This is a genomic window from Dactylosporangium thailandense (genome assembly GCF_059739745.1).
In genome coordinates this window covers 11,708,956-11,734,390 of the sequence record NZ_AP029195.1, presented here as the reverse complement: position 1 = coordinate 11,734,390, position 25,435 = coordinate 11,708,956, and the positions used below count along the sequence as shown (strand labels likewise).

The following is a 25,435-nucleotide window of genomic DNA, read 5'->3' as shown; positions in this document are numbered from 1 at the left end:
GAGCCGTCAGGTAAAGCGCCCGGCCCCGAAGGCGCGAACGTCGACCCCGGTCGCGCCGAGCAGCGCCAGGTCGGCGACGGCGGCGGCGGTCGCCGGGGCCAGCAGCACCCCGTTGCGGTGATGGCCGGTGGCGACGATCGCCCCGGACGCGAGCCGGTCGATGACCGGGGCGTTGTCGGGCGTGCCCGGGCGCAGGCCGGCGAGGGTCTCGGCCAGGACCAGCTCGGCGACCCCGGGCAGCAGGTCGGCGGCCGGGTGGAGCAGGTCCAGCACGCCGCCGGCGGTGACCGTGGTGTCGGCCCCGCGCTCCTCCTCGGTGGCGCCGACGACCAGCTCGCCGTCGCGGCGCGGCACGAGGTACACGTCCCGGCCCCGGGCCACGCCCCGCACGACGTGCCGCAGCAGCGGCTCGGCCCCCCGCAGCCGCAGCAGCTGGCCCTTCACCGGGCGCACCGGCAGCCCGGTCAGCGCGGCCGAAGCGGCGCCGGCCGCGACGATGATCACATCGTCCCGCAGGGTGGACGGGTCGGCGACGTCCCGCGCCTCGAACCGCACCGGCAGGGTGCGCAGGGCCCGCAGCAGCAGCCGCGGGTCGACCTGGTGATCGCCGGGGGCGAGGGCGCCGCCGCGGACCCGCGGGGCGAGCAGCGGCTCGCGCTCGCGCAGCTCGCGGCCGGTGAGCGGCTCGATCGGGGTGCCGGCGCGGCGGTAGAAGCCGATGAGCCGGTCGATCTCGGCCTGGTCGTCGGCGGTGAGCGCGACGAGGAGGGTGCCGTCGGTGCGGTACGAGATCGGCATTGCGGTCCGCGCCTCGACCCGCTCGGCGAACGACGGCCAGCGGCGCATCGACTCGAGCATCAGCGCCTGCAGATCCTCCTCGCCGAAGACGGCCTCGGCCGTGGGCGCGAGCATCCCGGCCGCGACCAGCCCGGCGCCTCTCGCGGGGTCGCCGTCGTACACCGTGATGCCCCCGGCACCCCGCTCGACGAGCTCGAAGGCGATGCTGAGCCCGATGATCCCGCCGCCCACGATGCCGATGCTCATGCCGGAAACTCCAGGAACTCCCGGGCCGCCGCGTACGGGTCCGCCGCGCCGCTGACCGCGCCCACCACGGCGACGGCGTGCGCGCCGGCCGCGAACAGCTCGCCGGCCCGGGCCGCGGTCACCCCGCCGATCGCCACCACCGGCACGGGCACCGCCTCGGCCACCTCGCGCACCCCGGCCGGGCCGATCGCGTCGGGCAGCCCGCTCTTCGTGGTGGTCGTGAACGCGGGCCCGACGCCGAGGTAGGAGGCCCCGTCGGCGACCGCCCGGCGCGCCGTGTACGGGTCGCGGGCGGTCGCGCCGAGGATCGCGTGCGGGCCGAGGATGCGCCGGGCCGCGGCCACCGGCAGGTCGTCGGCGCCGACGTGCCCGCCGTCGGCCCCGGCCGCGAGCGCGAGGTGCAGCCGGTCGTTGACCAGGCACGTGCGGCCCAGCTCGCGGCACATGGCCAGCACGCGCACGGTCAGCTCGAAGGCCTCGCGGTCGGTCAGGGCGTCCTCGGGGCGCACCTGCACCGTGTCGAAGCCCGCGCGCAGGGCCGCGGCGACGACCTCGAGCGCGTTGCGGCCGGGCCGGGTGTCGGTCACGAGATGCAGTCGTCCGAGGGTGGGCACCACGATAGTTTTTCAGACATGAAGCAAGTGCGACTCGGCCGGACCGGCCTGCAGGTCTCCGAAATCTGTCTCGGCATGATGAGCTACGGCGATCCGGCCCAGCGCCCATGGGCCCTGGACGAGGCGGGCGCCGACCCGTTCGTGCGCCGCGCCGCCGAGGCCGGGATCACGTTCTTCGACACGGCCGACGTCTACTCCCTCGGCGCCAGCGAGGTGATCACGGGCCGGCTGCTGGCGAAGTACTTCGCGCGCCGCGACGACTACGTCCTGGCCACGAAGGTCCACGGCCGGATGAGCGACGCCCCCAACGACGGCGGCCTGTCCCGCAAGCACATCCTCGCGGGCATCGACGACTCACTGCGCCGCCTCGGCACCGACCACGTCGACCTGTACCAGATCCACCGCTGGGACCCGGCCACCCCGATCGAGGAGACGATGCAGGCCCTGCACGACGTCGTCCGCGCCGGCAAGGCCCGCTACATCGGGGCGTCCAGCATGTACGCCTGGCAGTTCTCCAAGGCCCAGTACCTCGCCCGCGCGAACGGCTGGACCCCGTTCGTGTCGATGCAGAACCACTACAACCTGGTGTACCGCGAGGAGGAGCGCGAGATGATCCCGCTCTGCGCGGACCAGGGCGTCGGCGTGATCCCGTGGAGCCCGCTGGCCCGCGGCCTGCTGGCCGGCAACCGGGGCCGCGGCGGCGAGCGGCGCACGACCCGGGCGAACAACGACCCGTACGGCGACCAGCTGTACTCCGAGGACGACTTCAACGTCGTGGACGCCAACGCCGCCCTGGCCGCCGAGCGCGGCGTCTCCCCGGCCCAGACGGCCCTGGCCTGGCTGCTGTCGAAGCCCGCGGTGACGGCCCCGATCGTCGGCGCGACGAAGCTGCACCACCTGGAGGACGCCATCGCGGCGACGGAGCTGTCGCTGGACGAGCGGGAGCTCGAACGCCTCGAGTCCCCGTACGTCCCCCACCGCATTCTCGGCCACGCCTGAGGGACCCCGCCGGACGCACGAGTGCCCGGCCGGGGCGAGCCGGCCGGGCACTCTCTGTGCTGGTGCTGCTGGGCGGGACTAGTTGCCCGCGACGCCGAACTGGCCCTCGCCACCCGCCGAGTGGAACTCCGTGCCGTCGACGAACGACTTGCCGAAGCTGTTCTCCAGCTGGTCGAGCTCGCTGAAGTTGGCCTGGTGGGCGTTCTCGCTGCCCTCGGCGGCGAAGACGTGGTCGTCGGAGGTCGCGTCGTGCGAGTAGTTCGTGAAGTCGTCCGACTCGTAGTGCACGGCCGCCGGCGCGTCGTACTCGACGTGGTGACCCTGCGAGAAGTCCGTCGACTCCGCGTCGTGGTGGTCCTGCTCGTACACGCCGAACTGGCTGTTGTGGTCGGCCTCCGAGCCCGCCGCGTGGTGCAGCTGGTCCAGCTGGCCATGCTCCTGACCGGCCTCGTAGTGGCCGAAGTCCACGTCGTGACCGGTGTCGCCGGCGTCGAAGTCGCTCATTGTCGTTCCCCTTGGTCGTCGTGTTTCGCTGCGATGAACGGTACGGCCACGGTGGCGCGGAACAATCCCGGAAATGTGCCAGTGGCGGGTAGCCGACAGAAGTGAACCATGCTCGCGGAGCCGGGCGTGTCCTACCTCCGGCCGAGACCTCCAGGCAGGACATCCGGCGCGGCCCGATACGCTTCGGCCGTGATCGGGCCGCTGGCAGTCGCCACCCACGTGCTGTCGCTCGCGCTCGCCGCCTGGGCGTTCGTGGAGTTCTTCCGGCAGCGTGAGCCGTCCCGGCCGCTGTTCGCGGGCCTCTGGCTGGTCGAGGCGCTGGTGCTCGTGCAGGTCGTGGCGCTGGTGGTGCGGCTGGCGGGCGGTGGCGAGCCGCACGGCGGGGACCTCGTCACGCTCATCGGATACCTGCTCACCGCGGTCCTGCTCCCCCCGGCCGGCATCGTGCTGGCCCGCATGGAGCCGACCCGCTGGGGATCGCTGCTCATCGGCGCGGCGGCGGTCATCGTGCCCGTGCTCATCCTGCGACTCGGACAGATCTGGAATGGCTGACACACCCAAACCCACTGGCTCGACCGGCAAACCGCTGAACCGCGGCTTCGGGCGCGTGCTCGTGTTCGTCTACGGCGTCTTCGCGCTGTCGGCGAGCGCCCGGGCCGGCGTGCAGATCGGCACCAAGTTCTCCGAGGCCCCGCTGGCCTACTCGCTGTCCGCGCTGGCCGCGCTCGTCTACATCGTGGCCACCGTCGCCCTGGCCCGCTCCAGCGCCACCTCGCGCCGGGTCGCCTGGTTCGCGGTCGGGTTCGAGCTGCTCGGGGTGCTCGCCGTGGGCACCGCGAGCCTCGTGGACGGCAAGGCGTTCCCGGACGCGACGGTCTGGTCGGACTACGGGCAGGGGTACGGGTACGTCCCCCTGGTCCTGCCGTTCATCGGACTCTTCTGGCTGTGGCGCACGAAGCGACACGAACCCGTCGCGGAGACGACAGCGGCGAAGGGCTGACTGTCCCACCATTCGCGGCATGACCACTTCGCGCGGGCCGGCCATCATCATGTACCTGGTGGGCGGATTCGAGTTCGTGCTCGGCGCCATCTTCTTCTCGGTCGGGAACTTCGTGCCCGAGGTGCGAACCACGTTCATGCTGGTCGGCGGCGGGCTCGCGGCGACCGCCGTGATCCTGGTCCTGGTCGGCACGCGCTTTCACCGGCGTTTCCGGGAGGCCCAGGCGCTGCGCGAGCGCGGGGTGCCGGGCACCGCGCAGGTGCTCGGCGCGCGCCAGACCGGGGTGTACATGAACGAGCAGCCGCAGGTCGCCCTCCAGCTGCGCATCACCGCGCCCGGGCACGGGACCTACGACACGACGGTCAAGGAGTACGTGCCGCTCGTCGCGACCGGCATGCTCGGCACCGGCCGCCCGCTCACGGTCCTCGTCGACCCGCTGGACCCGGCCAAGGTCGTGATCGAGTGGTCCTTCGCCGCCCCGGCGACGTCCCCGGCCGCGTCCGCGTTCACGAGGGAGCAGATCCTCGCCACGGGGGTTCCCGGCACCATCCGGGTGCTCGCCGCCGAGTTCGCGGGCAGCCTGGACGAGCAGGGGCGGCCGGTGTACTCCACCCAGCTGCACATCACCGTCGAGGGCCGCGCCCCCGTCGCCGGGCCGGCCGTGTTCGCGGTGCCGCTCGATCGCGTCTCGGTGATGCAGCCCGGCGGCGTGATCCCGATCAAGGCGGACCCGTCCGACCCGAAGAAGTTCGCGGCCGACTGGGACCGGCTCGCGACCGGGTGAGCGGGGCCCGCGGGGCTCAGCGGAAGTCGCGGCTCGGGGAGCGGATCGGCAGGCTCAGCACCGCCAGGTGATCGGCTCGCAGGTTGAGCACGCCCTCGGCCTTCTCGAGCACCCCGCGGATCACCATCGCGTTCGCCGTTCGCGCGACCTTGCGGTACCGCTGCCAGAGCCCCGGCGTGCAGGTGACGTTCAGCATCCCGGTCTCGTCCTCGAGGTTGATGAACGTGACCCCGCCCGCCGTGGCCGGGCGCTGGCGGTGGGTGACGATCCCGCCGACCGACACCCGGCGCCCGGCCGAGACCCCGTGCAGGGCCTCGACCGCGACGGCGCCGATGGTGTCGAGGTAGGGGCGGGCGAACTGGGCCGGGTGTGCGTCCGGGGCCAGGCCGGTCGCCCACACGTCGGCGACCATCCGCTCGACCGCGTCCATCCCGGGCAGCATCGGGGCGTGCTGGCCGCCGACCGTGCCGGGCAGCCGGTTCGCCGTCTCGCGGGCCGCGGCGCCGGCCGCCCACAGCGCCTCGCGCCGGGTGAGCCCGAGGCTCGCGAAGGCGTCCGCGGTCGCCAGTGCCTCCAGGTGTACCGCCGACAGGCCGGCCCGCCGCGCGACGTCGGTCAGCGAGGTGTAGGGGCCGCCTTCCGCCCGTACCGCCGCGATGCGCTCGGCCACCGCGTCGCCCAGCGTGCGCACGGACGTGAAGCCGAGCCGGACGGCGGGGCCGCCGCGGCCCCAGTCGCGCGGGGCGTCCGCGACCTCGTCCAGGTGCTCCCCCTCCAGCGTCGCCGCCGCGGCGCTCGCGTTGATGTCGGGCCGGCGCACCTCCACCCCGTGCCGGCGGGCGTCGTCGACCAGGGACTGCGGCGAGTAGAAGCCCATCGGCTGGGCATTGAGCAGCGCGGCGCAGAACGCGGCCGGGTGGTACCGCTTGAGCCAGGCGCTCGCGTAGACCAGGTAGGCGAAGCTCATCGCGTGGCTCTCCGGGAAGCCGTAGTTGGCGAACGCGGCCAGCTTGTCGAACAGCTCCTCGGCCAGCGGGCCGGTGATGCCGTTGCGGGCCATGCCGGCGAAGAGCCGGTCGCGGATCGCGCCCATCCGCTCCATCGAGCGCTTCGAGCCCATGGCCCGGCGCAGCTCGTCGGACTCGGCGGGGGTGAACCCGGCGACGTCGATGGCCATCTGCATGAGCTGCTCCTGGAACAGCGGCACGCCGAGGGTCTTCTCCAGCGAGGGCTTGAGCAGCTCGTGCGGATACGTGATCTCCTCCTGGCCGTTCTTGCGGCGGATGTACGGGTGCACGGAGCCGCCCTGGATCGGACCCGGTCTGATCAGGGCGACCTCGACGACCAGGTCGTAGAACTCGCGGGGCTTGAGCCGCGGCAGGGTCGCCATCTGGGCCCGGCTCTCCACCTGGAACACGCCCACGGAGTCGGCGCGGCAGAGCATGTCGTACACCTCGGGGTCGTCCAGGGGCATGTGCGCGATGTCCAGCTCGGAGTCGATCATCTCGAAGGCGTACCGCAGCGCCGAGAGCATGCCCAGGCCCAGCAGGTCGAACTTGACCAGCCCGACGGCCGCGCAGTCGTCCTTGTCCCACTGCAGGATGGTCCGGTTCTCCATGCGGGCGTGCTCGACCGGGCACACCTCGATCACGGGCCGGTCGCAGATGACCATGCCGCCGGAGTGGATGCCGAGGTGCCGCGGGAAGGTCAGCAGCTCGTTGGCGAAGTCCACGACGGGCTTCGGGATCTCCTCCACCTCGCCCACGCTGACGGCACCCCAGCGCTCGACCTGCTTGCTCCACGCGTCCTGCTGGCCGGGCGAGTGCCCGAACGCCTTGGCCATGTCGCGGACGGCGGACTTCGGGCGGTACGAGATGACGTTGGCGACCTGGGCCGTGAACGTGCGGCCGTACTTGCCGTAGACGTGCTGGATGACCTCCTCGCGACGGTCGGACTCGATGTCGATGTCGATGTCCGGCGGCCCGTCGCGCTCCGGGGACAGGAACCGCTCGAACAGCAGCCCCCAGCGCACCGCGTCGACATTGGTGATCTTGAGCGCGTAGCAGACCGCGGAGTTGGCCGCCGAGCCCCGGCCCTGGCAGTAGATGCCGTTGTCGCGGCAGAAGGTGACGATGTCGTGGACCACCAGGAAGTACCCCGGAAAATCCAGCTCCTCGATCAGCGCCAGCTCGTGTTCGAGCTGCTCGTGGGCCTTCTGATTGCCGGGGTAGCGCTCCTTCGCGCCCTGCGCCGTGAGGTGGCGCAGCCACTCCATCTCGCTCACGCCGGGCCGGGGCACCGGGTAGGCGGGCAGGTTCGGGGCCACCAGCTGCAGGTCGAAGGCGAGCTCGCGGCCGAGCCTCGCCGCGTTCGGTACGGCATCCGGAAAGGCGGCGAACCGCCGGGCCATCTCCTCGCCGGAGCGCAGGTAGGCCGAGCCGGCGGCCGGGAGCCAGCCGTCGATCTCGTCGAGGCTGCGGCGGGCCCGGACCGCGGCCAGGGCGGTGGCGAGCCGGCGCTGCCGGGGCTGGGCGTAGTGGACGTTGTTGGTGGCGATGGTCGTGAGGCCGGGGTCCAGGCCGGCCAGGGCGTCGTTGCGTTCGTCGTCCAGCGGGTCGCCGTGCGAGGTCAGCTCGACGACCACCGACTCGGGGCCGAAGAGCGCGGTGAGCCGGTCGAGCTCCTTGCGGGCCGCGTCCGGGCCGTGTTCGAGCAGGGCCGCGGGCACCAGGCCCTTGCGGCAGCCGGTGAGCAGCACGACGTGGTCGCGCAGGGCGGCGGCCGTCTGCTCCAGGTCGTACACCGGGCGGCCCTTCTCGCCGCCGCGCAGGTGCGCCTCGCTGAGCACGCGGGAGAGCCGGGCGTAGCCCTCGGGGCCGCGGGCGAGCAGCAGCAGGTGCCGGCCGAGCGGGTCGGGCTCGCCGTTCTGCGGGCCGGGCAGGCCGAGGGAGAGCTCCGCGCCGAACACCGTGCGCAGCTCGAGCGCCCGGGCGGCCTCGGCGAAGCGCACGACGCCGTAGAAGCCGTCGTGGTCGGTGATCGCGAGCGTCTCCAGCCCCAGGCGCGCGGCGGTCTCGGCCAGGTCCTCGGGGTGGCTCGCGCCGTCGAGGAAGCTGAAGTTGCTGTGGCAGTGCAGCTCGGCGTACGGGACGGTCGACTTTTGGTAGCTTATGTCGGGTTTTTGATACTCCGGGCGCTTGCGGGACCACGCCGGGCCGTCGCCGCCGTCGGCCGACAGCACGTCGGGGTGGTAGTCCGGGCCGGGCGGCTCCCAGCCCATCTGCTGCCGCAGCCGCTTCCACGGGACGTCGGGGTTGGTGAAGCCCATCAGTCGTACATCGCTTCCATGAACCAGGACCCGTTCCGCAGTACCGCCAGGTAGGCGCGCTCGTCCTCGAGCTGGATCTGGAAGCGGGCCGCCCGTGTGGCCTCCTCCTCGTCCCACCAGCGCTCGTCGATCGGCCAGGGGCCGGCCCAGGCCTTGATCCCGGCCGCCGGCTCGTCGGCGATCTGCGCGTATCTGGGGGGACCGCTCAGCTCCAGCCGGCCACTCACCTGGACCGTTTGGTGGTGCTCGTCGAGGACCTCGGCGGGGATGGGCTCGGGGTAGACGGTGGCGGGGCTCGGGCCCGGGACGCGGCCCGGCCACGGCGCCTCGGCGCCCCGCGCGACCCGCTCGTCGCCCCAGGCCACGAGGCGGATGCGGCTCTTGTCGGCGCGGCCGCCGTCGAGCACGGCGGTGAGCACGGCGTCGGGGCCGAGCAGTCCCTGGACGCGGCTCATCGCCCGGTGCGCCCGGTCGCGCTCCTCGCCGGCCTCGCCCCAGAGTCCGGGTTGCAGCCCAAGATGCTCGACCACCCCTTCCGGGACAAGTCTGATTCTTACGACTTTTCTCTCTTGTCCGTTTCCTTCGCGTCGAACCCACCCCTCCAGCTGCCAGCGCAGGCGGTCGGCGACGGCGTTCACGCTCAGCAGGCCGTCGTGGCGCCAGGTGCGGACCAGCTCCTCGCCGGTCTCCGTAGCCGCCTCGATCGCCAGGCGGGTGCAGGCCAGCCCGTGCGAGGCGAGCCGGTCGTGCAGCCGCTCGGCGAGCCCCCGGGCCGCGAACGCGGCCGCGTCGACGCGCTCGATCGGCTCGTCGAACGTCTCGCTCACGTCGAGGTCGGGCGGCATGCGGCGCGGGGCGAGGGGCCGCTCGTCGCGCCCGCCGGCCAGCCGGTGCGCGAGCGCCGCGTCGAACCCGAACCGGTCCAGCACGTCGGCCCCCGGCAGCGCCGCGAACTCCCCGAGCGTGTGGATGCCGAGCCGCCGCAGCAGGTCGACGAGGTTGGGCCGCCCGATCGCCGCGATGCTCAGCCCCGCCAGGAAGTCCGCAGTCTCGCCGTCCGGCACCAGGACGCCCGCCCGCGCGGCCAGCCCCGCCGCGAACGTGCCCTCGGCGATGCCGGCCTGCGCCTCGACGCCGCACTGCTGCGCGATCTGCTCGACGATCCGCTCGGCCGCGGCCGCCTCGCCGCCGTAGTACCGCGCGGGCCCGCGAGCGGCCAGCGCACACGCCCCCGGCCGCAGCGCCTCGACCCCGGCCGCGATGCCCTCGACGGCCGCGAGGACCGGCTCGAACGCGAGCATGTCGCGGCCGGGGTCGTGCTCCAGCACGATCAGGTGGGGGCAGCGCCCCTGGGCCTCGCGCTTGCGCAGCCCGCGTTTCACGCCCTCCTCCCGCGCGGCCGGGGACGCGACGAGCACCCGGTTCGCGTGCAGGACGGCGACGGGCTCCTGCGCCGGGTAGCCGTCCACGATCTCGGCCGCCACGATCGGCCAGTCGGGGCACCAGATCACCATCGTCCGCACGGTCCTCGTCACCCCACCCTGCGCAGCGGGCCGTCCTGCACCGCATCGCTCCCGCCCCCGGCCACCGCCGGCAGCGCCCCCGAGATCTCTGGAAGCTGCAGCGTGACCTCGCGCGGCGCGGCGGCGGACCCGCGCCCCCGGGCCTGAATGGTGAGCTCCCGGGCCCGCAGGCGCCCACGCCCGGCCCCGAGCCCGGCCCAGGCCCGGCGAATCGGCGCGAGGACCAGATCGGCCCCCGCCCACGACCCGGCGGGCATGAGCACACTCCCCCGCTGCCGGGCCCGGGCCGCCAGCCGCGAGGCCACGACGGGCGCGATCGGCCCCGGCGGCGCCGCGACGACGATGTCGAACCCGTCGAGCAGGGCGGCCACGATGGTGGTCCATTCGGTACCGGGATGCGGCACCAGCGCGAGCCGCTCGAGCGCGATCCCCATCTCGGCGGCCGCGACCGGGCTGAGCGCCGGCAGCCCGACGACCGCGCACCAGGACCCGCTCCTCGAGGCCGCCGCGAGCAGGGCGAGCAGCACGGAGGAGGTGTGCACGGCCACGGTCGCTCCGCGGCGCAGCCCGCCGCCGGGCAGGAGGTCCCGCAGCCCGGCGAGCACGGGCAAGGTCTTCGCACCGGCGAGGATCTCGGCATCGCGCTCGCCGGCCGTACGCACCATGCCGCCCAGCCCCGCGGCCTGCACGACCTGCAGCCCCGCGGCCCGCCGCCTCCCAGCGCTCTCGGCGTTCTCGGCGTTTTCGGCGCTTCGGCGCTCCCCGACGGTCTTCGCGCTTTCCCGGCTTGTGAGGCTCTCGGGGCTTCGGCGCTCTCCGGCGGCCTCCGCATTGCCCCGTTGTGCGGGGCTTTGGACGCTTCGGCGCTCTCCGGCGGCCTCCGCATTGCCCCGTTGTGCGGGGCTTTGGACGCTTCGGCGCTCTCCGGCGGTCTCCGCGCTGCCACGTCTTGCCGGGCCCGCCAGTCCGGCGGACGTCGCCGCGCCGATGGCCGTGACCGTGGCCCCGCCCTTGTCCCGGCCGGCCAGCTGGCGCACGAAGGCCCGGGCCTCCCCCAGCGCACCGGGTTCCGCCCGCCCGCCCCCGGACTCCGCGGCCGCCGAACGATCGAGACGCCGGGCGGCCCGGCCCCCGACGACGCTGATCGTGGACCAGTCGTCATCCTCGGGGCGCACGTCGTCGTACGCCCCGCCCTCGAACTCGGCGCCCACCGAAGCCGATGTGCCAGCCACGGCTCCTTGCTCCCCCACATGTTGTGCTACCCGGCCTCCCGGCGAAACCCCGGAAGATAAGTCTGCATAAATACGGGCAAATCGCCCTCAGCTCGCCGCACGCCTCGCGACGAGCGACCGCTCAGTCCTCGCGCTCGCCGCCGGCGGACTCGCCCGGCGGCGCGGTGAGGAATCCGGGCCACGCGGCCCCGGGCGGCACGAACCACACAGAGACCGAGCCCTCGGGCGGAGCCACGACCGGCGCGTACACGACGGTGGGGGCCATCGGCACAAACGCAGGAACGGACACGCCAGCATCGAGCACCGAAACCCCGGCCACGGCAACACCACGCCCGCCCGCAGCGACCGACCGCGCCCCGGCCACGTCGGCAGCGCGCCCGGACGCGGCAACCGACCGCACCCCGGACGCGTCAGCAACGCGCCCGGACGCAGCGACCGACCGCACCCCGGACGCGTCAGCAACGCGCCCGGACGCGGCAACGCCGAACGGCCGAACCCCGGCTACCGGCCGCACTCCAGGCATGACGGCGCCGAACGGTTGCACTGCCCCGAGAATCTCGGCCGCAACCACGCGATCGTCACATTCCGAGCCGGACTCGAACTCGATCGGCGGCTTGAACTCGACCGCCGGAACAGCCCGAGGCGCGACGACGGATGCTTCCCCGCCCGCGACGGGCTCGGACAGCGGCACGAACGCGGCGAACACCGGCACCGCCGACCGCGGCGCGACGAAGACCGGCCGCGTCGCAGCATCAGAGGCCACTGCCCCGACGGGCCGGGCCACAAGAGCGCCGCCGACGACTCGACCGGCAGCCAAGGCGACCGGCTCCCGACCTGGCACTGCCGCAGGAGCCACGGACACGGGGGCCGGGCGCGCCGCAGGCTCGGAGGGCGAAGAGGCGATCGCGCTCGGGCCCGAGCGCGAGAAGACAGCCGAAACCGATCGCGCGGCCCGTCCAGGCACCGACGAGCCCGGCGCGCTCCTCGGGCTTGAGCGCGGCGCCAGATCGGTGCGCTCCGGCGCGAGGAGCGTCGAGGATCGGGCGGGCGCCGTGGAATGAGCGGGAGCCGGGGAGCTGACGGGCGTGCGGGCCGGGGAGCTGACGGGTGTGCGGGCCGGAGAGCTTGACGCGCTCCTCGCGCCCGGGCGGGAGCCAGCGCCGGCCGCGGTGTGGTCCGGGGCCGGAGCGCTGGGTGGGGCCGGGGGCTCGGGTGGCGATGAGCGCGGGCGGCTGGTGGTGGCGGGCACGGGCTTGGCGGGACGGCGGGTCAGCTGGCCAGGCCTTCGAGCCTCGGCTGGTATGAGTAGCCGAGGGCGACCTCGACGACGGCGATGAACTGCTCCGCGGAGCGCATCAGGTCGTCGGCCTCGCGGGCGGTGACCACGCGCGGGATGCCGGCCTCGGCCGCGGAGCGCTTGCTCGCGGTCGAGGCGAAGAAGGCGGACCACTCGCTCAGCTCCGGGGCGACCAGGACCAGCAGGGACCAGACGCTGGTCACTCGGCTGCGGCGGCCGGGGGCGGCGGGGACGGCTCGGGCGGCCAGGACCGCGGCGGCCGCGCGCAGGGCGGCCAGGTGGGCGGTCGCGTAGCGCATGCCGTCGGCGCGGATCTCGGCGGCCTCTTCCAGGCCGTGGCGGGCCATGGTGAGCAGCTCGCGCGGGGTGCGGTGGGGAAGCGCGTGCGCGGGGATCGGGAGCTGCCGGCGGGACGCACCGCTGTCCGGCCCGGCGGTCGAGGCGGGGGCCGGGAAACGACTGATGTTGGACGAGCTGGTCGATCGGTTCGTCGGCATCGGTGCTCTCCCTCGGTGGTGCGTCGGCAGGGTCGTGCCTGCGCCTGTGGGTGCGCGTGGTGCGCATGCCGGGTCGCCGCGGGGGGAGTCGCGACCGCCTGGCGGTGTGGAACAGCTCTCGCCGGTCGGCCGCGGGTGCGCGGGAACCGGCCGGAGCCGTCTTCCAGTCACGCCGCGGGATCGGGGTGGGAGCCCGGGGAACGGATGAAGTTGTAGGTCGAGCGAGTGCCGGTCCGCGACTGCGACGGCGTGCCGGTCGGGTGTGGAGCTTCCCCACACCACACCCGACCGGCTGGGTCGCCGTTCGCCGCCCGGGGGTCGTGGACGGCGAACGGCGGCCCCGCCTGAGGCCAGACCCGCGAAAATCCGGCCTCCGCGGTGTCGCGGACCGCGCTCGGGATCAGCGCCGCGAATCGCTTTCCCGAAGCAGTTCGAACATTCGTTCGATGGGATAAGAGTACACCGCGGGGTTCGCGCGCGGCAGTATTTGGGGCAGGTTTTTCGAACATCCGTTCGGGTGATCATCCCTGCGGCCGGGCGGCAGCACGGGAGCCAAGGCCAGAAGAGGTCGGTCAGCCAGCCGAGGTCGGCGGCGGCGACCAGGTGCAGGGTGCCGCGCATCAGCCAGGTGCGGGCCAGCTCGCCGCGGGCCAGGGCGCCGTCGACGTCGGCGGCGGTCCCGGGTGCGGGCCCGCACGGCGAGGCGGGCCGCGGGCCAGGACTGCGCCTGCACGCCCACCAGCCGCTCGACCGCGGCCAGCGCGCCGTCCGCGGGTGGCCCGGACAGCAGCTGGGCCCGCATCCGCCGCGCCCCCACCGTCATATCCGCACCATAGCGGCGGGGTACGACAAAAAACCGAGGCCAGGAGCCGCGTAATGGAAATATCGCCCAACGCCGTATAAATCCGATATGTCGGCCGGTTCGGCCGCGAAGCGGCCGACATATCGGCACCAAGCGAACGGCCAAGGCCCGGAAGAACGACCAAGGCCCGGAAGCCGGCCGAAGCAGGGAGGGCAAGATAGAAGGCATGCAGCCTCATCCCAACGTCCAGGCGATCCAGGACGCGCTCGACGCGGCCGGGGCCAGCGACGAATCCGGCCGCCCGTGCCAGGTCAAGGTGCTCACCGAACCGGTCCACACCGCCGCCGCGGCCGCCGCCGCGCTCGGCATCGAGGTCGGCCAGATCGCCAACTCGCTGATCTTCAACGCCGACGGGGAGCCGCTGCTCGTGCTCACGTCCGGCGCGCACCGGGTCGACACGGCCAAGGTCGCGGCGCTGCTCGGCATCGCCAAGCTCAAGCGCGCCGAGCCGGACTTCGTGCGCGTCAACACGGGGCAGGTCATCGGCGGAGTGTCGCCGCTGGGCCACCCGAAGCCGCTGCGCACGCTGGTGGACGTGGATCTCGGGCAGTACGGCGAGGTCTGGGCCGCGGGCGGCATCCCCCAGGCGGTCTTCCCGATCACGTACGCGGAGCTGGTGCGCATCACCAGCGGTACCGCCGCCGAAGTGGCGTGACCGTCCGGCTGCACGTGTGGCGGGTGCCGAAGCGCGCGATCCCGGCGATGTTCTGGTCCATGGCGTTCGACCGGCGGCGGGTCCGGCGCACGGCCGAGTTCGCGAAGCTGCTCGGCACCGGCAGGGGCAGCGAGTTCGGGCTGGGCTCGGCCGACCTGACCCGCTGGGCCGCTCTGGTGGCCGGGGACGCGGCGACGGTACCGCCGATGCGTGGCGCGATCACGAGCTGCACCCTGACGCTGGAGCCGATCGCCGCCCGCGGGACGTGGTCCGGAAGATCGCCGTTCACACCGGTGCAAGCCGGAAAGCCGGTGCAAGCCGGAAAGCCAGTGCAAGCCGGTAAGGACGACGGTCCGGTCGCGGTGCTCACACGAGCGCGGCTGCGGCCGCGGCTCGCGAGAGCGTTCTGGAAGTCCATCGAAGGGATCACCGTCGACGGGGCCGAAGGGCTCCACTGCGCCTTCGGCTTCGGCGAGGCCCCCGTAGGATTCCAGGGCACGATGAGCGTCTGGCGCTCCGCGGCGGACGTCGTGCGGTTCGCGTACCGTCGGCCCGAGCACGCCGCGGTCGTGACGCGCACGGCGGAGCTGGGATGGTATGCGGAGGAGCTGTTCGCCCGCTTCCGTGTGCTCGGCATCGACGGCGACCGGCAGGTGATCGGGTGGAGGGACGGCCAGTGAGGCTCGTGCGGTGGCGAGGCGAGGACCTGCTCGAGCGGCTCGATGACGTCATCGCCGTCTACGGGGAGGCGATGGGGTACTCCGTGCAGCTGCTGCAGACCCGCCGCGGCTACGTCGCCGGGCACACCCGCCGGGACTCGTTCGAGGCGGTCGCCACGCTCGACGACGACGGCAGCCTGCTCGGCTTCGGCTACGGCTACCGCGGCACCAGCGGCCAGTGGTGGCACGACCAGGTGCGCAACGCGCTGCGCCGCGACGCGCGCAAGCTCTGGCTGACCGACTGCTTCGAGCTGGTCGAGCTGCACGTCCGCCCGCACGCGCAGGGCAACGGCATCGGCGCCCGCCAGCTGCACGACCTGCTCCAGCGCGCGGCGCACCAGACCGTGCTGCTGTCCACCCCGGAGGCGCCCGAGGACACCTCGCGGGCGTGGCGGCTGTACCGCCGCTTCGGCTTCGTCGACGTCCTGCGCCACTTCAACTTCCCGGGCGACGACCGCCCCTTCGCCGTGCTGGGCCGCCGGCTGCCGCTGTGAGACCGATCTGGGCGCTGTTCGGCGCCCTCGTGCTCGCGGAGATCGCGTACCCGCTGACCGGCGGCCCCGCCCGCACCGCGCTCGTCGTCGCCACCGTCGGCCTCGGGTACGTCGTGTCGGTCGCGCACGCGTGGGTGACCCGCGGCCCGCGCACCGCCGGCGCCCTGGTGCTCGTGACGACCGGCGGCGGGTTCCTCGTCGAGGCGATCGGGCGCTCGACCAGCTACCCGTTCGGCGACTACGACTACACCGGCGCGCTCGGCCCGCGGCTGCTCGGCGTGCCGCTGGTCATCCCGCTGGCGTGGACGTGGATGGCGTGGCCCGCGTGGGTCGCCGCGGGGCGGTTGACCGCGCGGACCGGTGCCCGCATCGCCGTGGCCGGCGTCGGGCTCGCGGCCTGGGACCTGTTCCTCGATCCCCAGATGGTCCGGCAACGGTACTGGCTGTGGCACACGGACTCGCCCTCCCTCCCCGGCGTGCCGGGCATCCCGCTCACCAACTACCTCGGCTGGCTGGTCGTGGCCGTCGCGCTCATGGCCCTGCTGCGCGCCGCGGCGGGAACGAAGCCCGGCAACGACGCGCCCATGTACGCGATGTACCTGTGGACGTACGCCTCGAGCATCCTGGCCCATGCGGTCTTTCTCGGGCTCCCCGCGTCGGCGGCCTGGGGAGCCCTGGGCATGGGGCTCGTCGCGATCCCGCTGGCGGTGCGGCTGTGGCGCTCCTGATCGCCTGCGCGGCCCTGCTCGCGCTGCTGGCCCACACGCTCGTGAACGCCCGCCTCCTGCGGCGCCCGGGTTCCACAGTGGACCCCGCAGCGGACTCCCCGGCGGACTCCGCGGCCGGCTCGGTGGCGGTGCTCCTGCCGCTGCGCGACGAGGCCGGGCGGGTGGAGCCGTGCCTGCGCGCGCTGCTGCAGCTGCCGCCCGCCGTACGCCTGCTGATTCTTGACGACGGCTCGTCCGACGGCACCGCGGAGCTGGTGCGGCGCGTGGCCGGGGACCGGGTGACGCTGCTGGCCGGGCGCCCGCTGCCGCCGGGCTGGCTGGGCAAGCCGCACGCGTGCCAGCAGCTCGCCGACGCCGCCGGTGACGCGACGGTGCTGGTCTTCCTCGACGCCGACGTCGTGCTCGCCCCGGACGCCGTCGACCGCGCGACCGTCCTGCTGCGACGGTCCGATGTGGACCTGCTCAGCCCGTACCCGCGGATCGAGGCCGGCACCGCGGGCGAGCGCCTCGTCCAGCCGCTGCTGCAGTGGTCCTGGCTGACGTTCCTGCCGCTGCGGGCCATGGAGCGCTCGCCCCGCCCGTCGCTGGCCGCGGCCGGCGGGCAGTTCCTCGTCGTGCGCCGGGACGCGTACGTGCGCGCGGGCGGCCACGCGGCCGTGCGGGACAAGGTGCTGGAGGACATCGAGCTCGCGCGGGCGGTGAAGCGCGCCGGCGGGAGGATCGCGCTCGCGGACGGCTCGGGGCTGGCGCGCTGCCGGATGTACGACTCCTGGAGCGAGCTCGCCGAGGGCTATTCGAAGTCGCTGTGGGCCTCGTTCGGCTCGCCCGCGGGCGCGGCGGCGGTGCTGGGCCTGCTGCTGGCGCTCTACGTCGTGGCGCCCGCGTCCGTCCTGTTCGGACAGTGGTGGGGGCTGCTGGCGTACGGCCTGGGCGTGGCCGGCCGCGTCGTGAGCGCCCGGGCGACCGGCGGCCGCGCGCTGCCCGACGCCCTCGCCCACCCGGTGTCGGTGCTGCTGTTCGCCTGGCTGGTGGTGCGCTCGTTCGCGCGCCGCGGCCGCACGACGTGGAAGGGCCGTCCGACGTGGCAACCGTAGTCGTGGTGGGGGCCGGGGTCGGCGGGCTGGCCGTCGCGGCGCGGCTGGGCGCGGCCGGGCACCGGGTGACCGTGTTCGAGCAGGCGGAGACGGTCGGCGGCAAGCTGGGGCGGCACGTGCGCGAGACCGATGCCGGGACGTTCCGCTTCGACACCGGGCCGAGCCTGTTCACGCTGCCCCAGGTCGCGGCCGAGCTCTTCGCCTCGACGGGCGGCGGCGGGCTGGACCTGGTGCCGCTCGACCCCATCGTGCGCCACCACTTCCCGGACGGCTCCACGCTCGACTCGGCCGCCGGGGACGCCTTCGCCGAGCGGATCGCGGCGGCGTTCGGGGCCGGCGCGGCGGCGGACTGGCGCCGGCTGTGGCGGCGGGCCGGGCGGGTGTGGGCGACGTCCTGGCGGCACGTGCTGACCGCGCCCGTGGACTCCCCGCTGCGGATGGCCGGCCTCGCGTGGCGCCTGCGCGACCTCGCCGCGATCGCGCCCGGGCGCACGCTGCGCGGGCTGGGCCGCACGCACCTGCGCGACCCGCGGCTGCGGATGCTGCTGGACCGCTACGCGACGTACACGGGCGCCGACCCCCGCCGCGCCCCGGCCGCGCTGCTGGCGATCCCGTTCGCGGAGCTGGAGTTCGGCGGGTGGTACCTGCGCGGTGGCCTCGGCACCCTCGCCGACGCGCTGCTCGAGCGCTGCCTGGAGCGGGGCGTGCGCGTGGTCACCGGGGCCGCGGTGCGCTCGATCGCCGTGGCCGGCTCCCGCGCGGCCGGCGTGGTCCTGGCCGACGGCACCGAGGTCCCCGCCGACGTCGTGGTGGCCAACGCCGACGCGCTGCACGTGTACCGCGACCTGCTCCCCCGCCCGCGCCTGGCCCGCCGCCTGGAGGCGCGCAGCCTGGGCGGCTTCGTGCTGCTGCTCGGCCTGCGCGGGCGCACCCCGGGCCTGGCCCACCACACGGTCTTCTTCCCGCGCGACTACGACGCCGAGTTCGACGCCATCTTCGGTACCGCGCCCCGCCCCGTCGAGGACCCGACGGTCTTCGTCACCGCCGCCGACGACCCGCTCGTGCGCCCGGACGGCCACGAGGGCTGGTTCGTGCTGGTGAACGCGGCCCCGCAGGGCGCCGTCGACTGGACCGCCGCCGGGGACGACTACGCGGAGCGGGTGCTCGGGGTGCTGGCCGCGCGGGGGTACGACGTGCGCGACCGCCTGCTCTTCCGCGACGTGCTCACCCCGGCCGACCTGGAGCGGGCGACGCGCTCCCCCGGCGGCGCGATCTACGGCACGGCGAGCCACGGCCTGGGCGGCCTCCTGCGCCCGCCGAACCGCGCCCCGGTGCCGGGCCTGTTCCTGGTGGGCGGGTCCGTGCACCCCGGCGGCGGGCTGCCCCTCGTCATGCTCTCGGCGAAGATCGTGGCCGGGCTCATAGGCGGCTGATCAGCGGTACCAACTCCGCTTCCTCGACCGCGAAGTGCTCCTCGAGCTCGACCGCCATGCGCTCCAGCGTGCCCGCGTCCGGCTCCGCGGCGATCTGGCTCGCGATGCGCCGGTGGTCGTCGCGCAGCCGCGCGATGAGCGGGGCGGCCTGCGGGAACGCGCGCTCGATGCGCGGGAACACGGCGTCCTCGTTGCCGTGGTGCCCGCTGAGCGCGGCGCAGAACGCGAGGCAGTGCGCCCGGGGATCGCGCCGGGCCGCGGCGAGGTCCCGGCGGAGCATCTCGTGGATCGCGGCGAGCTGCTCGCGGGCGGCCCGGACCCGGTCCGGCTCCGGCTCATCGGTCATGATGGGTTCACCTTCGCTTTGTTGATGAATTTGCTTTGATTGCAAAGCTACTTTGAGGAGCAAGACAGTGTCAACGTCGGTCGATGACGCCGTCCGCACCCTGCTGCTGCTCATGCCGCGCATGGTCGGCCGGGCCAAGCGCACGCCGCCGCCGCCCGAACTGGCATCGTTCAATTTGGCGCCGCGGCACTTGTCGCTGCTGTCGTACCTGCTGCTGGAGGGCGCGCTGGGCGTCGGCGAGCTGGCGGCGCGGCTCGAGGTGGCACCGGCGACGGTGAGCCTGATGGTGGGCGACCTCAGCCGGAAGGGGGTGCTGCGGCGGCGGGAGGACGACGCGGACCGGCGGCGGACGATCGTGAGCATCGCGCCGGAGCATCATGCGGCGATCGACGGCTGGCTGGGGCGGGGCGCCGCGGCATGGCGCGTGGCGCTGGGCCCGCTGAGCGACGAGCAGCGCACGTTGGTCGTGTCGACGCTGCTGGCCTTCGAGCGCGCACTGGTCGCCGACGCGGACTGAGCCCGCCGCGGCTCGTCCCGCTGAGCGACGAGCAGCGCGCCGGTCGCGTGGATACCGCTGGCCGCCGAGCGCGTGGGGCTGACGCTCACCCCTCTCGACGGCCGGCTAGGGCGAGGCGCCGAGCGACGAGCAGCGCGCCCTGACCGCGTCGCCCCCGCCAGCCTTCGAACGCGCCCTGGACGCTGACCCTGACTGAACCCGCCGCCGCACGCCGTTCGACGGCCGGCCGAGGCGAGGACGGACCCGCCGAGCGACGAGCGGCGCGCCCTGGACGCGCTCCGATTCCGCTGAATCGGATTTATGGGCCGACGGGGTATGAGTCGGATAAGTCGTGGCACGAAGTGACCGACTTATCGTCTCCGCAGGTCACCGCAGGGCCCGGCGGACCGCTCGCAGGAGCTGCGCGAAGCCGGCCACGGTGACCAGCAGCGCCGCGGCCATCGTGACCGTCGACGCCCGCGGCTCCACAAGCGTCGCGAGCAGGCCAAAGATCGTAAGCAGCACTCTCGTCGGGCGCTCGGCGACGGTGACGGTGCCGATGTCCGTCATGCCGGCGATCGAGGCGCGGGCCCGGACGTACTCGTGCAGCCACATCGCGCCGCCCGCCGCAACGGTCAGCCAGACCGGGGCGCCCAGCAGGGCGAAGGCCAGGAGCCAGGCGGCCTCCGACACGCGGTCGGCGGCGGAGTCGTAGACCTGGCCCAGACGGCTCGCGCGGCCGGCCAGCACCGCCAGCACGCCGTCGATGGTGTCGGCGAACGCGGAGAGCAGAACCAGCACGGCCGCCCAGAACGGGCCGCCGGGGAGGAGGGCGGCGACGGGCGGTACCGCAGCCGAGAGCAGCAGGCCGAGGGACGTCACGGCATTGGGGCTGCGCACGCCGGCCCGCAGCAGGGTCGTGCCCAGGGCGTGGCTCAGCCGCAGCCAGCCCCGGACCAGGGACGGGGCCGTGCGCGGGTCGTAGCCGCCGTGAGCGGCGGACCAGCGCTCGCAGTATCCGTCCCAGCCGAGGGGTTCAGGCCCGCGCACCGACGCCGAGCTGCTGCCAGACCTCGCGGGTCGCGGTCGAGCGGTTGAAAGTGATGAAGTGGATGCCGGGCACGCCCTCGTCGAGCAGGCGCTGGCTCATCTCGGTGCAGTGGTCGATGCCCAGGCGGCGCACGGCCTCCGGGTCCTCGGCGACGCGGTCGAAGCGCTCGAACAGGGCCGCCGGGAACGGGGCGCCGGTCAGCTGCTGGGAGCGGGCGATGGTGCCGATCTTGGTGACCGGCATGATCCCGGCGACGATCGGCGTGGCGCACCCGGCCGCGGCGACCCGGTCGCGCAGCCGCAGGTAGTCGTCGACGTCGAAGAACATCTGGGTGATCGCGAAGTCGGCGCCGGCCCGGCATTTGCGCACGAAGTTGGCGGTGTCGGACTCGACGTCGGCCGAGCGGGGGTGCTTGTAGGGGAACGCGGCCACGCCGATGCTGAAGTCTCCGGCCTCGCGCACGAGCCGGACCAGGTCCTCGGCGTAGAGCACGCCCTCGGGGTGGCGCACCCACTCCGCCGTCGGGTCGCCGGGCGGGTCGCCGCGCACGAGCAGGAAGTTGCGGATGCCGGCCCCGGCGAGCTGGCCGATGACGTTGCGCAGCTCGGCGACGGAGTGGTTCACGGCGGTCAGGTGCGCCATGGGCAGCAGCGTGGTCTCGGCCGCGACGCGCTCGGTGACGGCGACCGTCGTGTCGCGGGTGGAGCCGCCGGCACCGTAAGTGATCGACACGAACGACGGCTGCAGCGACTCGAGCTCACGGATCGCCTGCCACAGCTGCCGCTCCCCCTCGGGCGTCTTCGGCGGGGAGAACTCGAACGAGAAGGTCGGGCCCTGGTTCGCGATCAGATCACCGATCGCGGCGGGTCCGCCGGCCATGACAGAGGGAAGTCCGAGAGCCACACCCCAGACTGTAGTGCCCCGAGCCCGTCGATGAGCACTCCCGTTCTCGCGGGGAACCTGTCGTACCCCTGGGGTATAAGGAGGGTGGACATTGCTTCGGGTGGGGCCGCCGTGGTGGACGCCGGCCCGGGGCGGCGTTCCCGGGAGGTGGATCATGCCGGCTCGACCCGACCCCGTCCCGGGCGACGACGAGACGTTCGGCGCCCTGCTCACCCGCCTGCGCCTCGCGCGCGGACGCTCCCAGCTGCGGCTGGCCGAGATGCTGTGCGCGGCCGCCGACGTGCCCACGATCACACGGCACGAGGTGTCGCGGTGGGAGCGCGGCGACCGGGTGCCAGGGGCGCCGTGGCTGGCCTGGCTCGCGTTCGTGCTGCAGGCGCCGCTCGAGGACCTCGAGCGCGCGGCCGCCCTCTCGCGCCGGCGCCGGCTCGCCGGATGGGCCGATCGGGCGGCGGATACCGCCGAACCCGAGCCTCCCACCACGACCGGCGCGCGAGCCGGCGCGGCGACCGGACGCCCGACCGCCAGGTGGGCCGATCGGGCGGCGGATACCGCCGAACCCGAGCCTCCCACCACGACCGGCGCGCGAGCCGGCGCGGCGACCGGACGCCCGACCGCCAGGTGGGCCGATCGGGCGGCGGATACCGCCGAACCCGAGCCTCCCACCACGACCGGCGCGCGAGCCGGCGCGGCGATCGGGCGCCGGTCCGGTGCTGGGCGGGACGGGCGCGAGCCGGGGCTGGACGCGGCGCGGCTGGCCGAGCTGCGGCGGATGGACGACCTCCTCTCGGGGCCCGAGGTCGTGCGGGTCGTGCGGGACGCCTACGCGGAGGCGGCGCGGCGGGCCGGTGCCTTCGGCGGGCGGGACGAGTTCGGGCTCGTCGCGGAGCTGGCGCAGCTCGCGGTGTGGGCCGGGGTGGACGCGGGCGCCGCGAGCGACGGGCGGGCGGTGGCCGGGCTGGTGCGCGACGGCGTCCGGGCGGCCGTGCGGGCCGGGCAGCGCGGGCTGGCCGGGCACCTGCTCGGATGCCTGGCCCAGCTGCGGGCCGAGATCGGCGACGGCGCCGGGGCGTCGCGGCTGGCCCGGGCGGCTCGGCGGATCGCGGAGCCGTCCGACGCCGGGACGCTCGCGGTCCTGTGGCTGCGGGAGGCGGCGGCCGCGGCGGCCCTCGGCGAGCGGGCCCGGTGCGATGCGGCGCTCGCCGCGGCCGAGAAGGCGCACGGGGTGCGGGGTGCGCACGATCCCGCCTGGCTGTACTGGCTCGACGACGCCCGCCTCGCGGCCGCGGCCGGGCGCTGTCAGGCGGTGCTCGGGCGGCACAGGCTCGCGCTGCGGCTGCTCGACGCCGCGCTGCGGTCTCCCGGCGAGGGGGCCGTGGCGGCGGGCGGCGAACCGGGCCGCGCGCGGGACGAACGGGGTCCCGGCGGCCACCCCGGGGCCGGCGGACCGGGCGGCGGGAGCGGCCGCGACGGCCGAGCCGGCCGAGCCCCGCGCGCCAGAGCCGACGACGGGCCTGGTGGCCGGCGACGGGCGGGCGGCGGCGGGAGCCCGATCGCGCGCAACGGCAGCGGCGGCGGGGCGCGGCCCGGCGACGGCCGCGGGGCGGGCGGCCGGGGCGGCGGCAACGGGGCAGGCAGCCGGGGCGGCGGCAGTTGGGCGGGCGGCCCGGGTGGCGGCAACGACGCAAGCGCCCAAGGCGGCAGCTGGGCAGGCGGCCGCGGTGGTGGCGGGGGCGCAGGCGCCCAGGGCGGCAGCTGGGCGGGCGGCCGGGGCGGTGGCAGGGGCGCAGGCGCCCAGGGCGGCAGCTGGGCGGGCGGGGGCGCAGGCGCCCAGGGCGGCAGCTGGGCAGGCGGCCGGGGTGGTGGCAAGGGGCCCGGCGGCGGTTCCGTGCGGTTGCGGGGGCTCGGGCTCGTGCAGCTCGCGCGGGCCCGGGCGCTGGTCGCGGCCGGGGAGCTCGACGCGGCCTGCGCAGCGGCGTGGCTCGGGGTCGCGGCGGGGGCGGCCTGCGGATCCGTTCGCGTCGCGCGGGAGGTGGCGGCCGTGCGGCCGGGGCTGCGGCGGGCGCGGGGATATCGCGAATTCGCCGAAATGTACGAGTCTGTGCGCTGGATCGCGCGAGACGGGCACGACACCCGCTCGTCGGGACGGCTGGTTTCGGACTAGCGTCTCTGCCGTGACACACCCCTTCCTCGACCGGGCCGGGCTTCGCGAGCGGGTCCAGGAGGCCCTCGCCGGGTTCCTCCGGCGGCGGCGCGACCGGCTCGACGAGATCGAGGCCGACGCCCTCGCGCCCGTCGCCGGCGCGATCGACGCGCTCGTGCTGGGCGGGGGGAAGCGGCTGCGGCCGGCGTTCGCGTACTGGGGGTATCGCGGGGCCGGCGGCGAGGACCGCGACGAGATCGTGGCGGCCGCCGCCTCGCTCGAGCTCGTCCAGGCCAGCGCGCTCATCCACGACGACGTCATGGACGGCTCGGAGACGCGGCGCGGGGAGCCGGCCGTGCACCGGCGGTTCGCGCGGCTGCACGCGGCCGGCGGGTGGCGGGGCGACGGCGACTGGTTCGGCACCTCGGCGGCGATCCTGCTCGGCGACCTGTGCCTGGTCTGGTCCGACGAGATGCTGCACGCCAGCGGGGTCGACCCGGCGACGCTGGCCCGCGCGCGGCCCGTGTTCGACCAGATGCGGACCGAGGTGACCATCGGGCAGTACCTCGACGTGCAGACCCAGGCCACCGGCGACACGTCCACGGCCCGGGCGAGCCTGGTGGCGCGGTACAAGTCGGCGAAGTACACCATCGAACAGCCGCTGGTGTTCGGCGCGGCGCTGGCGGACGGGGGGCGGCTCGCCAAGGCGTACTCGGCGTTCGGGCTGCCGCTCGGCGAGGCGTTCCAGCTGCGCGACGACGTGCTCGGCGTGTTCGGAGACCCCGCGGTCACCGGCAAGCCGGCCGGGGACGACCTGCGCGAGGGGAAGCGGACCTACCTCGTCGCGGCCGCGATCGAGAGCGTCGGGCCGGCCGTGTTCGAGGACCACCTCGGCGACCCGTGCCTCGACGAGCAGGGCGTGGCGCTGCTGCGCAAGACGATCGTCGAGAGCGGGGCGCTGCGGCGCACCGAGGAGCGGATCGAGCAGCTGACCGCCACCGCCCTCGAGGCGCTGGCCGAGGCCGAGATCACGGACGAGGCTCGCGAGGTTCTGACGGGCCTGGCGGGGGCGGCGACGCAGCGCGCGGTCTGAAGAAGACCCACAGGGCGAGGGTGGCGAGCACGAGCGCGAAGCCGAACAGCAGGTCCTCGACGGGCGCATAGGCCAGCCGTACGCCCATGATCGCCGACGGGTTGTAGAGGACCACCCCGCGGCCGGTCAGGATGCCGTTGGACAGCAGCTGGAAGGCGACCACGATCGGGTACGAGCACCAGAACACGCGCCCGAGCACGACTCTGGTGCGCAGCACGGCCACATCCAGTACCAATGCCGCCAGAACGCCGGCGAGGGCCGCCGCGGTGTAGGTCACCGCCGCGACCACCGCTCGAGCGTCTGGCGGGTCGCCTCGAAGCCGAGGATCGCGCACACCGGGACGACGAGGAAGAACAGCAGCTCCTCGAGCGGCAGGCCACCCGGAAGGATGACGCCGGCGATCTGGCGCGGGTCGAACGTCCAGTGCCCGGCGTGGATGGCCAGCAGGTCCCAGACCACGAACACGGCGGCGACCGGCGCGATGGTGAGCACGAGCCGCCGGACCTGCCGCAGGACACCGACCTTGAGCAGCGGCTCGAGCCACAGGGCGCCGAACAGGCAGCCGGCCAGCACCAGCAGGTAGGTCCAGCGCACCG

Annotated in this window: 26 protein-coding genes and 1 pseudogene; 13 read left to right on the top strand and 14 right to left on the bottom strand. The window is 74.6% G+C overall.

Annotated elements, in window-relative coordinates; genetic code table 11:
- Nucleotides 1-6: 6 nt before the first annotated feature.
- A complete protein-coding gene (thiO, locus tag AC6JBM_RS52820; RefSeq protein ID WP_497981037.1) occupies nucleotides 7-1,044 on the bottom strand; it encodes a glycine oxidase ThiO in 1,038 nt (345 codons plus the stop codon).
- Nucleotides 1,041-1,658, bottom strand: coding sequence for a thiamine phosphate synthase (thiE, locus tag AC6JBM_RS52815; RefSeq protein WP_497981036.1), 618 nt, complete (start codon nucleotides 1,656-1,658; stop codon nucleotides 1,041-1,043). The genes thiO and thiE overlap by 4 nt, the downstream gene beginning before the upstream one ends.
- An 18-nt stretch (nucleotides 1,659-1,676) precedes the next feature.
- Between thiE and AC6JBM_RS52810 the strand changes: the two genes are divergently transcribed.
- Entirely contained in the window at nucleotides 1,677-2,657 is a 981-nt protein-coding gene (locus tag AC6JBM_RS52810; RefSeq protein ID WP_497981035.1) for an aldo/keto reductase, read from the top strand.
- A gap of 78 nt (nucleotides 2,658-2,735) precedes the next feature.
- Here the strand turns inward: AC6JBM_RS52810 and AC6JBM_RS52805 are convergent, their stop codons facing one another.
- Nucleotides 2,736-3,161, bottom strand: coding sequence for a hypothetical protein (locus AC6JBM_RS52805; RefSeq protein WP_497981034.1), 426 nt, complete (start codon nucleotides 3,159-3,161; stop codon nucleotides 2,736-2,738).
- Between the two features lie 189 nt (nucleotides 3,162-3,350).
- On the opposite strand from AC6JBM_RS52805, the gene AC6JBM_RS52800 reads away from it, so the two are divergent.
- From AC6JBM_RS52800 to AC6JBM_RS52790, 3 genes are read left to right on the top strand one after another with little or no spacing between them, the layout of a single operon-like run.
- On the top strand, nucleotides 3,351-3,713 hold the full coding sequence (locus AC6JBM_RS52800) for a hypothetical protein (protein ID WP_350614863.1): 363 nt from the start codon (nucleotides 3,351-3,353) through the stop codon (nucleotides 3,711-3,713).
- The gene (locus tag AC6JBM_RS52795) at nucleotides 3,706-4,161 is read left to right on the top strand and encodes a hypothetical protein (protein ID WP_497981033.1); all 456 of its coding nucleotides are present in this window, start codon (nucleotides 3,706-3,708) and stop codon (nucleotides 4,159-4,161) included. Before AC6JBM_RS52800 ends, AC6JBM_RS52795 begins: the two co-directional genes overlap by 8 nt.
- Before the next feature lie 19 nt (nucleotides 4,162-4,180).
- Nucleotides 4,181-4,945: a hypothetical protein gene (locus AC6JBM_RS52790; protein WP_497981032.1), complete on the top strand. Its 765-nt coding sequence runs from the start codon at nucleotides 4,181-4,183 to the stop codon at nucleotides 4,943-4,945.
- A 16-nt stretch (nucleotides 4,946-4,961) separates the two neighbouring features.
- On the opposite strand, the gene AC6JBM_RS52785 is transcribed toward AC6JBM_RS52790, so the two are convergent.
- From AC6JBM_RS52785 to AC6JBM_RS52760, 6 genes and pseudogenes are all read right to left on the bottom strand, one after another.
- A complete protein-coding gene (locus AC6JBM_RS52785) occupies nucleotides 4,962-8,273 on the bottom strand; it encodes an error-prone DNA polymerase (RefSeq protein ID WP_497981031.1) in 3,312 nt (1,103 codons plus the stop codon).
- On the bottom strand, nucleotides 8,273-9,787 hold the full coding sequence (locus AC6JBM_RS52780; protein ID WP_497981030.1) for a DNA polymerase Y family protein: 1,515 nt from the start codon (nucleotides 9,785-9,787) through the stop codon (nucleotides 8,273-8,275). The genes AC6JBM_RS52785 and AC6JBM_RS52780 overlap by 1 nt, the downstream gene beginning before the upstream one ends.
- Before the next feature lie 17 nt (nucleotides 9,788-9,804).
- Nucleotides 9,805-10,461 carry a DnaE2-dependent mutagenesis accessory factor ImuA' gene (imuA', locus tag AC6JBM_RS52775; RefSeq protein ID WP_497986734.1) on the bottom strand — a complete coding sequence of 219 codons (657 nt, stop codon included), beginning with the start codon at nucleotides 10,459-10,461 and terminating at the stop codon, nucleotides 9,805-9,807.
- Nucleotides 10,462-11,149: 688 nt separating this feature from the next.
- Nucleotides 11,150-11,791, bottom strand: a complete 642-nt coding sequence (locus AC6JBM_RS52770) for a hypothetical protein (protein WP_497981029.1) — start codon at nucleotides 11,789-11,791, stop codon at nucleotides 11,150-11,152.
- Between the two features lie 506 nt (nucleotides 11,792-12,297).
- A complete protein-coding gene (locus AC6JBM_RS52765) occupies nucleotides 12,298-12,822 on the bottom strand; it encodes an SAV_6107 family HEPN domain-containing protein (protein WP_497981028.1) in 525 nt (174 codons plus the stop codon).
- A gap of 561 nt (nucleotides 12,823-13,383) precedes the next feature.
- Nucleotides 13,384-13,488: pseudogene (locus AC6JBM_RS52760) on the bottom strand (DNA glycosylase AlkZ-like family protein); the annotation flags it as partial.
- Between the two features lie 362 nt (nucleotides 13,489-13,850).
- Here AC6JBM_RS52760 and AC6JBM_RS52755 point away from each other — a divergent pair.
- The 6 genes from AC6JBM_RS52755 to AC6JBM_RS52730 are packed head-to-tail and all read left to right on the top strand — an operon-like array spanning nucleotide 13,851 to nucleotide 18,807.
- A complete protein-coding gene (locus AC6JBM_RS52755) occupies nucleotides 13,851-14,339 on the top strand; it encodes a YbaK/EbsC family protein (protein WP_497981027.1) in 489 nt (162 codons plus the stop codon).
- A gap of 47 nt (nucleotides 14,340-14,386) precedes the next feature.
- Nucleotides 14,387-15,019 (top strand): monooxygenase, encoded by a 633-nt coding sequence (locus AC6JBM_RS52750; protein ID WP_497986733.1) that lies wholly within the window; start codon nucleotides 14,387-14,389, stop codon nucleotides 15,017-15,019.
- Nucleotides 15,016-15,552, top strand: a complete 537-nt coding sequence (locus tag AC6JBM_RS52745) for a GNAT family N-acetyltransferase (RefSeq protein ID WP_497981026.1) — start codon at nucleotides 15,016-15,018, stop codon at nucleotides 15,550-15,552. Before AC6JBM_RS52750 ends, AC6JBM_RS52745 begins: the two co-directional genes overlap by 4 nt.
- Nucleotides 15,549-16,280, top strand: a complete 732-nt coding sequence (locus AC6JBM_RS52740; protein ID WP_497981025.1) for a carotenoid biosynthesis protein — start codon at nucleotides 15,549-15,551, stop codon at nucleotides 16,278-16,280. The genes AC6JBM_RS52745 and AC6JBM_RS52740 overlap by 4 nt, the downstream gene beginning before the upstream one ends.
- Complete coding sequence (locus tag AC6JBM_RS52735) at nucleotides 16,268-17,374, top strand: glycosyltransferase family 2 protein (RefSeq protein WP_497981024.1); 1,107 nt, start codon at nucleotides 16,268-16,270, stop codon at nucleotides 17,372-17,374. The genes AC6JBM_RS52740 and AC6JBM_RS52735 overlap by 13 nt, the downstream gene beginning before the upstream one ends.
- The gene (locus AC6JBM_RS52730; RefSeq protein WP_497981023.1) at nucleotides 17,362-18,807 is read left to right on the top strand and encodes a phytoene desaturase family protein; all 1,446 of its coding nucleotides are present in this window, start codon (nucleotides 17,362-17,364) and stop codon (nucleotides 18,805-18,807) included. The genes AC6JBM_RS52735 and AC6JBM_RS52730 overlap by 13 nt, the downstream gene beginning before the upstream one ends.
- On the opposite strand, the gene AC6JBM_RS52725 is transcribed toward AC6JBM_RS52730, so the two are convergent.
- The gene (locus AC6JBM_RS52725) at nucleotides 18,794-19,153 is read right to left on the bottom strand and encodes a hemerythrin domain-containing protein (RefSeq protein WP_497981022.1); all 360 of its coding nucleotides are present in this window, start codon (nucleotides 19,151-19,153) and stop codon (nucleotides 18,794-18,796) included. The two genes, AC6JBM_RS52730 and AC6JBM_RS52725, sit on opposite strands and share 14 nt — an antisense overlap.
- Before the next feature lie 67 nt (nucleotides 19,154-19,220).
- On the opposite strand from AC6JBM_RS52725, the gene AC6JBM_RS52720 reads away from it, so the two are divergent.
- Complete coding sequence (locus AC6JBM_RS52720; RefSeq protein WP_497981021.1) at nucleotides 19,221-19,670, top strand: MarR family transcriptional regulator; 450 nt, start codon at nucleotides 19,221-19,223, stop codon at nucleotides 19,668-19,670.
- Between the two features lie 366 nt (nucleotides 19,671-20,036).
- Here the strand turns inward: AC6JBM_RS52720 and AC6JBM_RS52715 are convergent, their stop codons facing one another.
- Nucleotides 20,037-20,699 (bottom strand): CDP-alcohol phosphatidyltransferase family protein, encoded by a 663-nt coding sequence (locus AC6JBM_RS52715; protein ID WP_497981020.1) that lies wholly within the window; start codon nucleotides 20,697-20,699, stop codon nucleotides 20,037-20,039.
- On the bottom strand, nucleotides 20,686-21,603 hold the full coding sequence (metF, locus tag AC6JBM_RS52710; RefSeq protein WP_497981019.1) for a methylenetetrahydrofolate reductase [NAD(P)H]: 918 nt from the start codon (nucleotides 21,601-21,603) through the stop codon (nucleotides 20,686-20,688). The genes AC6JBM_RS52715 and metF overlap by 14 nt, the downstream gene beginning before the upstream one ends.
- A 154-nt stretch (nucleotides 21,604-21,757) precedes the next feature.
- Here metF and AC6JBM_RS52705 point away from each other — a divergent pair, with 154 nt between their 5' ends.
- Together AC6JBM_RS52705 and AC6JBM_RS52700 are read left to right on the top strand one after the other, a co-directional pair.
- On the top strand, nucleotides 21,758-23,767 hold the full coding sequence (locus tag AC6JBM_RS52705; protein ID WP_497981018.1) for a helix-turn-helix transcriptional regulator: 2,010 nt from the start codon (nucleotides 21,758-21,760) through the stop codon (nucleotides 23,765-23,767).
- 10 nt (nucleotides 23,768-23,777) lie between these two features.
- The gene (locus tag AC6JBM_RS52700) at nucleotides 23,778-24,839 is read left to right on the top strand and encodes a polyprenyl synthetase family protein (RefSeq protein ID WP_497981017.1); all 1,062 of its coding nucleotides are present in this window, start codon (nucleotides 23,778-23,780) and stop codon (nucleotides 24,837-24,839) included.
- Here AC6JBM_RS52700 and AC6JBM_RS52695 read toward each other — a convergent pair.
- Nucleotides 24,775-25,128, bottom strand: a complete 354-nt coding sequence (locus AC6JBM_RS52695; protein ID WP_497981016.1) for a lycopene cyclase domain-containing protein — start codon at nucleotides 25,126-25,128, stop codon at nucleotides 24,775-24,777. The two genes, AC6JBM_RS52700 and AC6JBM_RS52695, sit on opposite strands and share 65 nt — an antisense overlap.
- Nucleotides 25,113-25,433 (bottom strand): lycopene cyclase domain-containing protein, encoded by a 321-nt coding sequence (locus AC6JBM_RS52690; RefSeq protein WP_350614895.1) that lies wholly within the window; start codon nucleotides 25,431-25,433, stop codon nucleotides 25,113-25,115. Before AC6JBM_RS52690 ends, AC6JBM_RS52695 begins: the two co-directional genes overlap by 16 nt.
- Between the last annotated feature and the right edge of the window lie 2 nt (nucleotides 25,434-25,435).

Excerpts from the sequence above, each read along its gene's own strand:
- AC6JBM_RS52755 (WP_497981027.1), top strand. The coding sequence starts at position 13,851 with ATGCAGCCTCATCCCAACGTCCAGGCGATCCAGGACGCGCTCGACGCG.
- AC6JBM_RS52780 (WP_497981030.1), bottom strand. The coding sequence starts at position 9,787 with ATGGTGATCTGGTGCCCCGACTGGCCGATCGTGGCGGCCGAGATCGTG.
- AC6JBM_RS52785 (WP_497981031.1), bottom strand. The coding sequence starts at position 8,273 with ATGGGCTTCACCAACCCCGACGTCCCGTGGAAGCGGCTGCGGCAGCAG.
- AC6JBM_RS52705 (WP_497981018.1), top strand. The coding sequence starts at position 21,758 with ATGCCGGCTCGACCCGACCCCGTCCCGGGCGACGACGAGACGTTCGGC.
- AC6JBM_RS52810 (WP_497981035.1), top strand. The coding sequence starts at position 1,677 with ATGAAGCAAGTGCGACTCGGCCGGACCGGCCTGCAGGTCTCCGAAATC.
- AC6JBM_RS52725 (WP_497981022.1), bottom strand. The coding sequence starts at position 19,153 with ATGACCGATGAGCCGGAGCCGGACCGGGTCCGGGCCGCCCGCGAGCAG.
- AC6JBM_RS52805 (WP_497981034.1), bottom strand. The coding sequence starts at position 3,161 with ATGAGCGACTTCGACGCCGGCGACACCGGTCACGACGTGGACTTCGGC.
- AC6JBM_RS52795 (WP_497981033.1), top strand. The coding sequence starts at position 3,706 with ATGGCTGACACACCCAAACCCACTGGCTCGACCGGCAAACCGCTGAAC.
- AC6JBM_RS52790 (WP_497981032.1), top strand. The coding sequence starts at position 4,181 with ATGACCACTTCGCGCGGGCCGGCCATCATCATGTACCTGGTGGGCGGA.
- AC6JBM_RS52765 (WP_497981028.1), bottom strand. The coding sequence starts at position 12,822 with ATGCCGACGAACCGATCGACCAGCTCGTCCAACATCAGTCGTTTCCCG.
- thiO (WP_497981037.1), bottom strand. The coding sequence starts at position 1,044 with ATGAGCATCGGCATCGTGGGCGGCGGGATCATCGGGCTCAGCATCGCC.
- imuA' (WP_497986734.1), bottom strand. The coding sequence starts at position 10,461 with ATGGTGCGTACGGCCGGCGAGCGCGATGCCGAGATCCTCGCCGGTGCG.
- AC6JBM_RS52750 (WP_497986733.1), top strand. The coding sequence starts at position 14,387 with ATGTTCTGGTCCATGGCGTTCGACCGGCGGCGGGTCCGGCGCACGGCC.